The sequence below is a fragment of the Micromonospora sp. NPDC049204 genome, from assembly GCF_040647935.1.
In the GTDB taxonomy this organism is placed as follows: Bacteria; Actinomycetota; Actinomycetes; order Mycobacteriales; family Micromonosporaceae; genus Micromonospora.
Window position 1 is genome coordinate 300,803 of record NZ_JBEZDC010000008.1, and the last position, 12,267, is coordinate 313,069.

13 protein-coding genes are annotated in these 12,267 nt (G+C 71.4%); 3 read left to right on the forward strand and 10 right to left on the reverse strand.

All coding sequences use genetic code 11. From position 1 onward, the window contains the following. Nucleotides 1-33: 33 nt before the first annotated feature. Nucleotides 34-231, reverse strand: coding sequence for a hypothetical protein (locus AB0A90_RS18220; protein ID WP_238688189.1), 198 nt, complete (start codon nt 229-231; stop codon nt 34-36). A gap of 360 nt (nt 232-591) precedes the next feature. Here AB0A90_RS18220 and AB0A90_RS18225 point away from each other — a divergent pair, with 360 nt between their 5' ends. Beyond that, nucleotides 592-1,359, forward strand: coding sequence for a DUF5753 domain-containing protein (locus AB0A90_RS18225; protein WP_357248732.1), 768 nt, complete (start codon nt 592-594; stop codon nt 1,357-1,359). After that, the gene (locus AB0A90_RS18230) at nt 1,350-1,538 is read left to right on the forward strand and encodes a DUF397 domain-containing protein (protein ID WP_357248735.1); all 189 of its coding nucleotides are present in this window, start codon (nt 1,350-1,352) and stop codon (nt 1,536-1,538) included. Before AB0A90_RS18225 ends, AB0A90_RS18230 begins: the two co-directional genes overlap by 10 nt. A 258-nt stretch (nt 1,539-1,796) precedes the next feature. Here AB0A90_RS18230 and AB0A90_RS18235 read toward each other — a convergent pair whose 3' ends face one another. From AB0A90_RS18235 to AB0A90_RS18275, 9 genes are all read right to left on the reverse strand, one after another. After that, nucleotides 1,797-3,032: a sigma-70 family RNA polymerase sigma factor gene (locus AB0A90_RS18235; RefSeq protein ID WP_357248738.1), complete on the reverse strand. Its 1,236-nt coding sequence runs from the start codon at nt 3,030-3,032 to the stop codon at nt 1,797-1,799. 29 nt (nt 3,033-3,061) lie between these two features. Then, nucleotides 3,062-3,397, reverse strand: a complete 336-nt coding sequence (locus tag AB0A90_RS18240; RefSeq protein ID WP_357248742.1) for a YciI family protein — start codon at nt 3,395-3,397, stop codon at nt 3,062-3,064. An 84-nt stretch (nt 3,398-3,481) separates the two neighbouring features. Beyond that, complete coding sequence (locus tag AB0A90_RS18245) at nt 3,482-4,093, reverse strand: ATP/GTP-binding protein (protein WP_357248744.1); 612 nt, start codon at nt 4,091-4,093, stop codon at nt 3,482-3,484. Further along, nucleotides 4,074-4,460, reverse strand: coding sequence for a DUF742 domain-containing protein (locus tag AB0A90_RS18250; RefSeq protein ID WP_357248747.1), 387 nt, complete (start codon nt 4,458-4,460; stop codon nt 4,074-4,076). The genes AB0A90_RS18245 and AB0A90_RS18250 overlap by 20 nt, the downstream gene beginning before the upstream one ends. 5 nt (nt 4,461-4,465) lie before the next feature. After that, complete coding sequence (locus AB0A90_RS18255) at nt 4,466-4,885, reverse strand: roadblock/LC7 domain-containing protein (RefSeq protein ID WP_357248750.1); 420 nt, start codon at nt 4,883-4,885, stop codon at nt 4,466-4,468. Between the two features lie 81 nt (nt 4,886-4,966). Further along, nucleotides 4,967-7,528 carry a nitrate- and nitrite sensing domain-containing protein gene (locus AB0A90_RS18260; RefSeq protein ID WP_357248753.1) on the reverse strand — a complete coding sequence of 854 codons (2,562 nt, stop codon included), beginning with the start codon at nt 7,526-7,528 and terminating at the stop codon, nt 4,967-4,969. A gap of 61 nt (nt 7,529-7,589) precedes the next feature. Next, complete coding sequence (locus AB0A90_RS18265) at nt 7,590-9,221, reverse strand: prenyltransferase/squalene oxidase repeat-containing protein (RefSeq protein WP_357248756.1); 1,632 nt, start codon at nt 9,219-9,221, stop codon at nt 7,590-7,592. Then, nucleotides 9,218-10,105, reverse strand: coding sequence for a terpene synthase (locus AB0A90_RS18270; RefSeq protein WP_357248759.1), 888 nt, complete (start codon nt 10,103-10,105; stop codon nt 9,218-9,220). The genes AB0A90_RS18265 and AB0A90_RS18270 overlap by 4 nt, the downstream gene beginning before the upstream one ends. An 18-nt stretch (nt 10,106-10,123) precedes the next feature. Beyond that, nucleotides 10,124-11,437 carry a cytochrome P450 gene (locus AB0A90_RS18275; RefSeq protein ID WP_357248762.1) on the reverse strand — a complete coding sequence of 438 codons (1,314 nt, stop codon included), beginning with the start codon at nt 11,435-11,437 and terminating at the stop codon, nt 10,124-10,126. 436 nt (nt 11,438-11,873) lie between these two features. Here AB0A90_RS18275 and AB0A90_RS18280 point away from each other — a divergent pair, with 436 nt between their 5' ends. After that, complete coding sequence (locus tag AB0A90_RS18280) at nt 11,874-12,122, forward strand: DUF2630 family protein (RefSeq protein WP_357069883.1); 249 nt, start codon at nt 11,874-11,876, stop codon at nt 12,120-12,122. Nucleotides 12,123-12,267 lie beyond the last annotated feature (145 nt).

Here is a 12,267-nt window from a genome sequence, read left to right on the forward strand (position 1 = left end):
GCGCCGGCAGGGGTGCGGGACAGGGGTGAGCGCTCAGCGAAGCCGCAGCGCGACCGCGCGGGCCTCCTCGTCGGTAAGTGGCAGGAACCAGAGGAAACGGCGGACGATGGCGACCGGGTCGGGTCCGCCGGGCTGGCCGCGCAGGTCTCGGATCGCCCGGCGGGTGATCCGGGAGAACTCGGGGATCAGGGTCGCCCGGCGCGCGGCGTCCGTCGGGGTCGCTCGCAGCACCGGGCAGGGCCAGTCGCTACCGCAGGCGTCGCACGTCCACAGCGGGCCGTCGGCGGTGTGCGCGACCGGCGGGCCGCACCGGGACCGCCAGCGTGATTCGGGTACGACGTTCCCCGCGCGACCGGGACCACGGTACGGAGGGTGCCGTGGCCCGGTTGGGCCGGCGACGTTCGCACGGGGCGAGGCCGGTTGGCCCGGTCGATTGCCCGGCCGATGTGGGCGGTTACAGGGCCTGTTCTCGGGCATCCGGTGCTCCCTCGTCGATGCTGTCCACACAGCACCCTGCCGAGGGTTGCCAAGCGATCACACCGCGTAGAAGTATTTCCTTCCGACGTCTGGAACATTCTGGAGGGGCTGGAGATGAATCGAGCCGTACAGGCGGCGATGGCCGAGAGGGGCCACACAGCGGACAGTCTCGCTGCGCAGATCGGTGTCGATCCGAAGACGGCCGGCAAGTGGGCGAGCACCGGACGAATTCCGCAGACACGTCATCGTGCGCGGGTCGCCGAGTTGCTCGGTCGGAACGTCGACGAGCTGTGGCCGGACGCGCTGAAGCGCCGGACGCCGGCCTGGTTCCGGCCCTGGGCCGAAATCGAGCGCGAGGCACTGTCGCTGCGGTCGTTTCAGCTCGCGTGGATACCGGGCCTGCTTCAGACCAAGGCGTACGCGCTGGCGACGCTGGTCGGTGAGGCGCTGACACCGGCCGAGGCCGACGACCTCGCCGAGGCGCGGCTGAGCCGGCAGGCCATCCTGCGTCGGGAACGCCCGCCGCTGCTCGTCGCGGTCCTCGACGAGGGAGTCCTCCGGCGCACCCTCGACGGCGACCGGGCCATGATGCGGGAGCAGTGCGAGCGGCTGGCCGAGCAGGCCGCGCTGCCGAACGTGTCGCTGTTCGTCGTGCCTGCCGACGTCGGCATGTATCCGGGCCTCGGTGGGCCGTTCACAGTGGCCGAGATGCCGGACGGGGCGCGGGTCGCGCACGTCGACAGTCAGGCGCAGGCGCAACTCATCGACAAGGTTGCCGGCGTTGCTACGCTCGATCGACGGTGGGAACGCATTCGCGACGGCGCCCTGTCGCGGGCGCAGTCCCTCAATCTGATCAGGGAAGCGGCAGCATCATGGACCTGACCGGCGCTCGGTGGCGCAAGAGCAGCAAGAGTGGCAACAACGGCGGCGACTGCGTCGAGGTTGCCGACAACCTCGCGGGCGTCATCGGCGTACGTGACTCGAAGGACCCGGCCGGTCCGGCGCTCGCCTTCGACCCGGCGGCCTGGGCCCGGTTCATGGCAATGGCCAAGCGCGGCTGACCCCTCCCAGCGGTCGAGCGAGAAGATCGCGCCGATCTTGCAGTTTCGGTCGTCGACATGGGCGGGATGCCCCTTGTGTCGGGACAGAAAATGCAAGATCGCGGAGCGGGGACAGAGCGGGCCCGTCGATCATGGAGTTGTGGTGCCTGGTTTGGCAGTTCACGGGGGCTTTTGGTGCCCACCACAACTCCATGATCGGCGAGGCGGAGCCGGTCCAGATGACCGACGTACCGCTCCTGATGGCGTGCGACCGCTCCGCTAACGGGCGAGGTCGTCGGCACGCTCAAGCAGCGCTCGGCGCTCGGCGGTCGACCCGGCCGCTGCCGCCGCCTCCCGGAACAGGCCGGCGGCACGCAGTCGGTCACCCTGCCGGGCCACCAGGTCGGCCTCCACCGCCACGGTGAGTGGATAGCCGTCCAGCCCGCCCCCGGCGCGCGTCGCGTCGAGCAGGTCCAACCCGACGGCCGGGCCGTACGCGTAGCCGTGCGCGACAGCGCGGTTGAGCGCGATCACCGGTGAGGGGCGGATGTCGGCGAGCGCGTCGTAGGCCCGGGCAATCGCCGGCCAGTCGGTGTCGTCGGCCGAGACGGCGGTGGCGTGGCACGCGGCGATCCGCGCCTGCCACGCGTACGGCCCGTCGCGGCGTACCCGATCGAGCGCGGCCAGGCCCTCGGCGATGCCGGCGCGGTCCCACCGGTCGCGGTCCTGCCGCTCCAGGGTGAGCAGGGCGCCGGCGGCGTCCCGGCGGGCGTCGCGGCGGGAGTGCTGGAACAGGAACAGCGCCAGCAGCGCGGCCACTTCGGACTGCTCCGGCATGAGCCGGTCGAGGAGCCGGGCCAGTCGGACCGCCTCGTCGGCGAAGGCCGGCTCGCCGTCGGCGACGTAGCCCCGGGTGAACAGCAGGTACAGCACGGCGAGGACGCCGGGCAGCCGCTCGGTCAGCGCCGGCCCACTTGGCACCCGGTACGGGATGCCGGCCTGCGCGATGCGGGTGCGCGCCCGGGTCAGCCGTCGGGTCATCGTCGACTCGCTGACCAGCAGGAGGCGGGCGATGTCCGCCGTCGGCACACCACACACGGTTCGCAACGTCAACGCCACCCGGGCGTCGAGGGCCAGCGCCGGATGGCAGCAGGTGAAGATCAGACGCAGTCGGTCGTCCACCACGTCCTGCCCCACCTCGGGCTCGGGCTGCGGATCGGTCGGCGTGAGCAATGCCAGGTCGTGCAGCTTGCGGCGCTCCACGCTGGCCCGACGCAGCACGTCGAGCGCCCGGTTACGGGCCACGGTCATCAGCCAGCCACCGGGGTTGGTCGGCACACCGTCGCCGGGCCAGCGTTCCAGGGCGACGGCCAGCGCCTCCTGGGCGCAGTCCTCGGCCAACGCCCAGTCCCCGGTCACCCGGATCAGGGTCGCGACGATCCGGGGGTACGCCTCGACGCCGGCGGCAGCGACGGCCTCCGCCGCCGCCGCGCCGGCCGGCGCCTGGATCCGCACCGGCCGGCGCTGCGAGGTGGACAACGTCGTCAGTCGCTCAGGTCCGCGAACGGGCGCAGCTCCAGTCGCCCCTCGCGGGCCATCGGGTGGGTGCGCGCCACCTCGATCGCCTCGTCCAGGTCGGCGCAGTCGAGCAGGTCGAAGCCCACGATCACCTCGGTGGTCTCCGCGAACGGCCCCTCGGAGATGAGCAGCTCGCCGTCACGGACACGGACGGTGGTGGCCGCGCTGGTCGCCGCCAGCACGTTGCCGGTCAGGCGGCGGCCACGAGAGTCGTTCTCCGCCACCCACTTGTGGATGTCGGGCAACTCGGTGGGGTCGGTGTCCGGCTCGGTGTCGCTGCACACGAACATCAGGTACTTCATCTGGTCGCTCCCTGGTCTCTCGGGGTGTCGCCAGCATGACGATCGGGCGACCGCGTTCCGGACACCCTTCCCCGAGAAACCCGGTCAGTTCCCGTTGGCGGCGCGGCGGCGAGCCTCGCGGGTCTTCATGGCGTGCTCCATCAGCGTGACGAGCACCTCCTTGCTCGACTCGCGCTGCCGGGCGTCGCAGAGCAGCACCGGCACCCCCGGGTCCAGGTTCAGCGCGGCCTGCACCTCGTCGAGCCGGTACTTGCGGGAACCCTCGAAGCAGTTCACCGCGACCACGAAGGGCGTGCCCCGGCCCTCGAAGTAGTCGATCGACGGGAAGCAGTCGGCGAGCCGGCGAGTGTCGGCCAGCACCACCGCGCCGATCGCGCCCAACGCCAGCTCGTCCCAGACGAACCAGAACCGGTCCTGGCCGGGCGTGCCGAACAGGTACAGCACCAGGTCGTCGCTGATGGTGATCCGGCCGAAGTCCATGGCCACGGTGGTGGTGGTCTTACCCTCCACCCCGGACAGGTCGTCGATGCCGACCCCCGACTCCGTCAGCACCTCCTCGGTGCGCAGCGGCCGGGTCTCGCTGACCGCACCGACCATGGTCGTCTTGCCCACGCCGAAGCCACCGGCGACAAGGATCTTGATCGCGGTGGGCAGTGGGGTCGCTCCCGCCGGCCGGTCAGAGTGCCCGTAGTCCATTGATTACCGCCTCGAAGATGCTGTTGTCGGGAAGGCCGGCCGTGGTGTGCGGCTCGCGAACCTGCACCAGGCTGCGAGCCGCGAGGTCACCGAGGAGCACCCGGATGGTGCCCACCGGCAGGTCGAGATGGGCGGCGATCTCGGCGACGGACTGTATGCGTTGGCACAGCCCGACGATCGCCAGGTGCTCCGGGCCGAGACCGATCTCCGGTGTGACCTCGGCTCGGGTCGCGGTGACCAGGGAGATCAGGTCGAACGTGCCGGTGATCGGACGGGCCCGTCCGCGCGTCACCGCGTACGGCCGAACGACCGGACCAGCATGGTCATCCACCCACTGCTGGCCTGCGGACTCCCCCTGGACCGTCATCACCGCTACCTCTCGCCGGCCGGCTGCTCGGTGCGGGACGGCGACGCGACGTACTTGCCGACGCGGGTGACGAGCATCGCCATCTCGTAGGCGATCAGCCCGACGTCGGCGTCCTCGCTGGCCAGCACCGCCAGGCAGGCGTTACGGCCGGCCGCGGTGACGAACAGGAACGACGACTGCATCTCGATGATGGTCTGCTGCACCTGCCCGCCACCGAAGCGCTTACCCGCGCCCCGGGCCAGGCTCTGGATGCCGGCCGCCATGGCAGCGAGGTGCTCGCCGTCGTCCCGGCTCAACCCCTGGGAGGAGGCCATCAACAGGCCATCGGTGGAGAGCGCGACCGCGTGCTCGGCCTGCTTCACCCGGCCCACCAGGTCATCCAGCAACCACGTCAGGTCGGCACTCGAAGCCGTCTTCTGCACCACTTCGTCGTCCTCTTCTCGCCCGGCTGTGCGCCGTTCTCGTCTCGGGTTGACCGTCACACCGCGCGGAAAACCAGCGCTTGGTCAGGTCGCTTTCGGGTCCTCGTCGGTCTGCTCGGGGGTTGACGCCGTCGAGGTGCCGGAGGTGCCGCCGAGCAGCCGCGCCGCGTCGGTCCGACCACGCCGGGTGCCGGTCTGGTACGAACTCATCATTCGGCGCACCTGCTCCGGGGCGCGTACCGCATCCAGGTCGTCGTCGTCCTCGGTCGCGGCCGGGTCGTCCCGCAACTCGGGGACGATGTTCGCCTGTCGGACGCGGACGGGTAGGCCCGAGTCGGTCCGGACCGCCTCGGCCTCGGTGGCCTGGGGACCACCGTCGCTGGCCGCGTCCGGCACGTCGCGGCTCCCGGTCGATCGGTTGCCGTCGACCGCGGGCAGGCCGGTGGGCACCGTGGGGGCCTCCAGGGCTTGCAGGCCCGGGACGCGCCGGGCTCGGGTGGAAAGCTCGGACCTGTCGGTGATCGGGACGGTCCGCTGCCGGGTGGGCAGGCCGCCGCCCTCGTCGGCCACGACCTCCGGGGTGGCCGTCTCGTCCGACACCGGTGCCGGCGGGGTCACCGCTTCCGGCGTCTCGCGGGTGCTGGTCGTCGACGCGGCAACCGCGACCGGCGCGAGGATGGCGGGGCGGCCACTGGTGCCGGACGGCCCCGACGGCAGCGGGATGGCCGAGCCGGAGCGGATCTCGCCCGAGTCCTCGACGCCGACAGTGTCCTCGGTGACGAGCTCCAGTGGGATCAGCACGACCGCGGTGGTGCCGCCGTACGCGGACTCCTTGAGCCGCACCCGTACGCCGTGCCGCTCGGTCAGCCGGCTCACCACGTACAGCCCGAGGCGGGTGGCGTTGGCGAGGTTCAACTCGGACTGGTCGACGATGCGGTGGTTCGCCGCGGCCAGATCCTCCTCGCTCATGCCGAGGCCCCGGTCCTCGATCTCGATGGCGAACCCGTTGGCCACCACCTGGCCGCGAACCTCCACGGTGGTGTGCGGTGGGGAGAACGAGAGGCCGTTCTCGATCAACTCGGCGAGCAGGTGGATCATGTCGCCGACCGCGCGGCCGGCGAGCGAGACCCGGCCGAGCGGCAGCACGTTGACGCGGGTGTAGTCCTCCACCTCGGCCACGGCGCCGCGCACCACATCGACCATCGGGACGTTGCGCCGCCAGGCCCGACCGGGGGTGGAGCCGGAGAGCACGATCAGGTTTTCCGCGTTGCGCCGCATCCGGGTGGCCAGGTGGTCGACCCGGAAGAGGTCCTCCAACTCGTCCGCGTCGTGTTCGCGGCGCTCCATCGCGTCGAGCAGGGTGAGCTGGCGGTGCACGAGTGCCTGGGTGCGGCGGGCCAGGCTGAGGAAGACCTCGCGGACGTTGCGACGCAGGTCGGCCTGCTGGACCGCGGTACGCAGGGCGGTCTCCTGGACCGCGTTGAACGCCTTGCCGACCTGGCCGATCTCGTCGGTGCCGAATTCCAGCGGAGGCGCCTCGGTGGCCACGTCGACATCCTCGCCACGCCCGAGCCGCTCCACGACCCGCGGCAGCCGCTCGTCGGCGAGCTGCCAGGCGGCGTCGCGCAGTCGGCCCAACTGACGCAACAGGGTCCGTGCCGTGGTGATCGAGACGACGATGGAGGCGATGACGGCGAGCAGACCGAGACCGGCGGCGAGCACCAGCCGGATGACCACCCAGACCGCCACCGGGGTGGCGCGCTTCACCAGAGCGTCACCACCGGCCAGGACGACGGCTTCCTGCTCCTGCAGCGCGGGATCGATCGCGGCCTGCCAGGCGTCGGCCTCGACCGGCGGCGGCGCGTTGGGGCGACCGCCGGTGACCATCCGATCTTCGAGGGCTCGGAGGCGGGTGAAGGCCTGCCCCTCGGTCATCTGGACGTAGCGCCCACGGTCGGCGTCCGGCAGCTCGGCCAACGCCTCGGCGACCAGGAACCGCTGCGCGCCGACCAGATGGGCGAACTGGGTGTACTCCGGGGTGCTGACCCGACCGGCGGCGGCCATCCCGGCGAAGAGGGCGTCCTCCTGCGACATCAGCTCCCGCACCCGGACGAGCCGGGTGAGGTTGACGGTGTCCTGGGCGATCTGCTCGTCGTCGAGTTGACCCATGGCCGCGTACACCCGGAACAGCGAGTCGAGGACCCCGGTGTACGCCGCGGCCGCGCCGGACCGGTCCACGGAGCCGGAGACCACGGCCACCCGCATCTCGCCGAGTCCGTCCAGTCGGGCGACCATCTCGTCGATCCGCCCGATCAGCTCGTCACTCGACGCGAACCGGGCCCGCCAGCTGCGGGCCGACTCGGCGAAGGCGGTCGCCCTCTCCTCGCTGCGCTCGTGCTGCACCTGCAACTGCTGTGCCAGGCCCTGGTCGCGGTGGCCAAGGTAGACCACCGACATCCGACGCTCCCGTTGAAGCTCGGTGAGCAGCGACTCACTTGGTTGCGCGACCTGCGCGTCGAGCGTCTGCGCACCGAGCACGTTGAAACCGTCGCGCAGGGTCACCCAGGCCGCGAACGCCCAGAGCGCGGCGAGCGAGACCAACAGGGCCACAATCTTGGTGCGCAAACTTGCACTGCGGGAAGCCATCCCACCCGTCCCTCGACCGTTTCGATTGGCTGAATGAGCCCAGCCCCCGGCCCGGCGCACGCTAGCAGTGTCCGGAATTTCCCTCAAGCGGTGCAGACCAACGGCTATCTGGGATATAGGCGGAACCGCTCAGCCGCGCCGCAGCCGACGCTCGGGCGGCCGCCACCGCCGCTCGGACTATCACCGTTGGATGATAGAGATCCTTGTCATGCCACAGTGGAGTGTCGGTGGCCTCGTCCTGCATTGTGGACAGTCGGCGGGCTGCGACGACCCCTGCGGCCTGGATCGTGGGTGATGGCGGCGCTGCCAGCAACACGAGTAGTCCGTAGGCGGTCTCCTCCGGCGTGCTACGCCATCGCCCCCAGGAACCGTCGGCCCGCTGGCTGTCGAGCACCCAGGTGACGGCCCGCTGCACCGCCGCGTGGGCCGACGGGCCGCCGTACTCCCGAAGCGCCAGCACGACGCAGTAGGTGGCGTAGTACGACGAGGCGTGCCACCGATCCGACCATCGACCGTCGAGCTGTTGCCGGTCGAGCAGCCAGCCGGTGAGCCGGCGCAGCACCGGGGCCGCGGCGGCGTCGTCGCCGCCCAGGCACCGACCAAACGCCTCCAACACGTGCGCGTTCGTGGTCACCGACGAGCCGTCCTCGCCCTGCCAGGTGCCGAAGTGCTCCCCGGTGTCGAAGCGGCTCAGGCACGTCGGATCGGTGGCGTGGCCCAGGAGGGCCAGCGTGTACAGCGTCACCGCCGTCGTGTCGGCGTCGGTGGGCAGCCCCGGCCCGGTGGCCGCCCCGTCCGGTCCCAGCGCCTCGCGCAGCGCCGCGGTCAGCTCCGGTGGCACCGCCGGGAGCACACCGGCGCGCGCCAGGGTACTCAGCGCCCACCCGCGTTCGAACACGGTGATCGGAGTGGCACAGGGAACCGCTCCATCGTGCTCACCGAGCACCCGAATCAGGTAGTCCAGCGGGGCGGATTGAGTACCGTCGGGGTCACCGAGCCAGGCTGCGGTGGCGGCCGGCGAGGCGCCGACCGGGCCGGCGGCGGTCGCGGTGACACCTTCCGCTCTCCGGGCGGCCGGTCCGAGGATCTCCAACGCGTGCAGCAGCTTGGGCGGAATCGGCCGACCGGATCCGACCAGCTGGCGTACCCGGTCGAGCCGCTGCCGATCCAGCCCGTCGGGCATCGGCGGCGCGCCGGCGCCGCGCCAGCGGGCCAACTGCGTCGGCGGGTCGTCGAGTTGGTCGGCGATCCGGTCGACGAGGGCCGGGACGATCAGGTCCACGGCCGGCAGGTCCGGCACGGGGCAGGTAGCCGGGCCGGCGGCCCGGTCGAACAGCAGTCGCAACCCACGGTCGACGGCATCGTGCACCGCCACGGAGGACCAGCCCACCGGCTCGTCGCGCAGCAACGCCGCGATCAGCCCCTCCACCGCGCTCAGGGTGGGCACCAGGGCGTACCCGTCCGGCCCGCCCCAGCCGCCGTCGGGGCGCTGCCCGGCAAGCAGGTACTGGATCCGGTCGGCGTGTCGTGGCAACCAGGGCGCCAGGGAGACCAGCCGGGCGGTCTCGTACGGCGACGCGGAGGTACGGCCGGACGGGTGCCGGCTCAGCTCGGCGATCACCTCGTCGACGTCGCCCGCCGGCCCGGGACCTTTCGCCGCGCCGGTGTCCTGGACCAGGGCCCCAGTGCTCACGACACTCCCCAGAAGTCGGTGCTCCGGTAGAAGCCGGTGGTGTAGCCGAGTTGCTGGGTCAGGTACTCCGCCTCCCTGGGGCAGTCGTCCCGCAACTCCTCCAGCAGCCCGGTCGCCTCCACGACCAGGCGCTTCAGCTCCTGTTCCACAACCGACCGGTCGTCCACCAGCATGATCGCGTTCAGGTCGCCCCAGCGGAGGTCCCGCTCGTAGGTGCCCAGGTCGTTGACCAGCCGGAGGGCGCGTTGCACCGCGTCACTCACGACGACCAGCCGGTCGAGTTGAGCCTCGGTCTCGGCCGCGCCGGTCCGGATCCACTGCACGACGTTCACGAGGGTGCTGGCCAGGTTGTCCGCGTTGTCCAGATACTCGGCGAGGGTGGGCCGCGGTGCGAGGTCGTCGCCCATCGCCGTCTTCCACTGCCACTCCCGCCGCATGGCCAGCAGGCTTCGACGCGCCACCGCCCGCCATGCCCCGCCGAGCCTGTCAAAGGCGGGCGCGGCAGCGAGATCGGCGTGCAGAACGGCGAGGAACCGGCCCAGCGGATCGTCGGCCAGCGGCGGTGCGCCGTCCGCCACCCGAAGCTGCCCCTGCACCAGCCGGTCGACCTCGGCGGCGGACGTGGCCAGCCGGTCCACCTGCCAGTCCAGCGCGAAGACCCAGAGCACCGCCCGATTGGTCAGTCGCAGCTCGGCGGTCGAACACCGGGGCGCGCTGAACGCGGTGACCATCGCGATGGTGCTGGTCAGCGCGCCGTCGAAGGGCCCTTCCGCGAAAAGGTCCGGATGAGCCGTCAGACACCGTTGCAGGTCGCGTTGCCCCTGGGCGGCGAGGGCGCAGACGCGCCCGTGCTCGGCGGCCTGCCGTAGTTCGTCTGTGATCACGTGAGATCGTGCCACCATTCAGGCCAGCGCCGGCTGTCGATGGGGGGTGAGCAGCAGCGGCACGCGTTCCCTTGGTCGCAGCGACGCGGCCAGCTTCGCCGACGGCATCCCGGGCGTGCAGAGCCGGTATCGGAATCGGCTGAGCAGGGTCGCCACGATCAGTGGCGCCTCAAGCTGGAAGAGGTACTGGCCGATGCACTGGTGGGCGCCGCCACCGAACGGGTAGTAGGCGTACCGGTGGGCGCGCCGGGGAGCGTCGGGCGCGAAGCGTTCCGGTTCGAAGACCTCCGGCCGGTCCCAGAAGCGGGCCAACCGCTGGGTCACGTACGGACTGAGGATGATCGTGCTGCCGGCCTTGACCCGGGTGCCGTCGATGACGTCGTCAGCGACCGCGGTGCGGGGCACCAACCAGCCGGACGGGTAGACGCGGAGGAGTTCGTCGAGCACCATCCGGGTGTAGCGCAGTTCGTCGAGCTGCTTCTTGTCGATCACGTCGCCGGGGCCGACCACACGATCGATCTCCTCGTAGAGCCGCGCGGCCACGTCGGGCCGTTGCTCTAGCAGCGGGAAGAGCCAGGTGAGTACGACGTACGTGGTCTCGGTCGTGGTGGCGAACGTCGACACCAGGTCGTCGCGTACCCGCTGTTCGTCGAGCTTGCGACCATGCGCGTCCCGGGCCCGGGCCAGCGACGCGACCATGTCGTCGCCGCCGTCGTCCTGGTTTTGCGCGGCAATGACCAGCGGCAGCAGAATGTCGTCGATGTTCCGGACCGCCTGCCGGAAGGCGCGGTCGCCGGGCATCGGCACGGCGTCCGGCATGAACGGGGTGAGCAGCCGGAAACGCAGTGCGTTGGCAACGGTGTCCTGTTCCGCGACGACCCGCACGGCGTCGGCGACGCTGATCCGGTTGCCGAAGAAGACCCTGACGACGGCCTGGCAGATGATCCTGGAGATCTCGCTGGCCGCGTCGACCGGTTCGCCGTCGCGCGCCGGAACGTTCAGCTCGTCGACCGCATCGCTGATCGCCCCGCTCAGGTCGCCCACCGCGGCGTCCAGCCGTTTCGGGGTGAAGTGGACCTGGAGCCGCCGGCGGCTCGCCTCCCACTTCGGGCCCTCGGAGAGGATGCCGTCACCGCCGAGCTTCTTGACCGACTGCCACAACATGCTGTCGCCGGCCCGGGTGTAGTTGGCGGCGTTGTCGCGGAGCACGTACTGGACGTGTGCGGGCTCGGTGACCAGGTACGGCCGGATCGTGCCGAGGTTCAGCTGGACGACCTGCCCGGGCGACGCGTCGGCCAGGCCGACCAGCGTGCCCAGTGGATCACGGAGCAACCCGGGTAACGTGCGGCGGAGGGTGGCCACGTGTGGACCACGCCGTCTCGGGGTGGTCGGCTCAGTCATCATTCACCTGCAGGGGGTCCGTCCTCTCCGGTGGCACCGCACTGCGGGTCGCTTCGTGCTGCCTCGGAACGATGGCGCGTGACCATCAGGCAGAGCATCCCATTCACGAATCCGCTTCACCAGGACGCCGACCGGGAAGACTTTCGCGTTGGTCGAGCGATTTGCGCCTTTGATCCGGACGGGCGCGGCCCATCCGCGAGAATCCCGCAGGTGACGCCCCATGATGAGCAGGGCGTGAAACAATCCGAACTGAGCGTGAAAAACGGCACATTGACGCGCCGTTGTCGGTGTGGTCCAGCCGACGACCGCCGCGCGACAGGGGTACGAATCCCGGCGCTTCCAGGGCCGCTGTGCCAGGCTCAGGAGCATGGACGACAAGACCATCCTGAACCGGATCACCGAGCTGGTCGACGAGGAACACAAGCTGCGGGCGGACGCCCAGGCCCACGAGTCGGGCACCGAGGGCGAGACCAGCGAGCGGCTGCGCGCCCTGGAGGAGTCCCTCGACCAGTGTTGGGACCTCCTGCGCCGCAGGCGGGCAGCCCGGGACACCCACGGCGACCCGGACGCACAGGGTGAACGACCCAAGCCCGAGGTGGAGCGCTACCTCCAGTGACCCCGGCGGGGGGGGGGGGGGGGGCGCCCCCCCCCCCCCCCCCCCCCCCCGCGCCCCCCCCGGGGGAGGGGACACAGCAAAAAACCCCGGGGGGGCCGCCACGGGGGGGGGGCCCCCGCCCCCGCCCCCGCGCGGTCCACACCCC

Bases quoted from the DNA above. Each gene is read 5' to 3' on its own strand.
- AB0A90_RS18245 (WP_357248744.1), bottom strand. From the start codon at position 4,093: ATGGACTACGGGCACTCTGACCGGCCGGCGGGAGCGACCCCACTGCCC.
- AB0A90_RS18240 (WP_357248742.1), bottom strand. From the start codon at position 3,397: ATGAAGTACCTGATGTTCGTGTGCAGCGACACCGAGCCGGACACCGAC.
- AB0A90_RS18250 (WP_357248747.1), bottom strand. From the start codon at position 4,460: ATGACGGTCCAGGGGGAGTCCGCAGGCCAGCAGTGGGTGGATGACCAT.
- AB0A90_RS18230 (WP_357248735.1), top strand. From the start codon at position 1,350: ATGGACCTGACCGGCGCTCGGTGGCGCAAGAGCAGCAAGAGTGGCAAC.
- AB0A90_RS18280 (WP_357069883.1), top strand. From the start codon at position 11,874: ATGGACGACAAGACCATCCTGAACCGGATCACCGAGCTGGTCGACGAG.
- AB0A90_RS18260 (WP_357248753.1), bottom strand. From the start codon at position 7,528: ATGGCTTCCCGCAGTGCAAGTTTGCGCACCAAGATTGTGGCCCTGTTG.
- AB0A90_RS18225 (WP_357248732.1), top strand. From the start codon at position 592: ATGAATCGAGCCGTACAGGCGGCGATGGCCGAGAGGGGCCACACAGCG.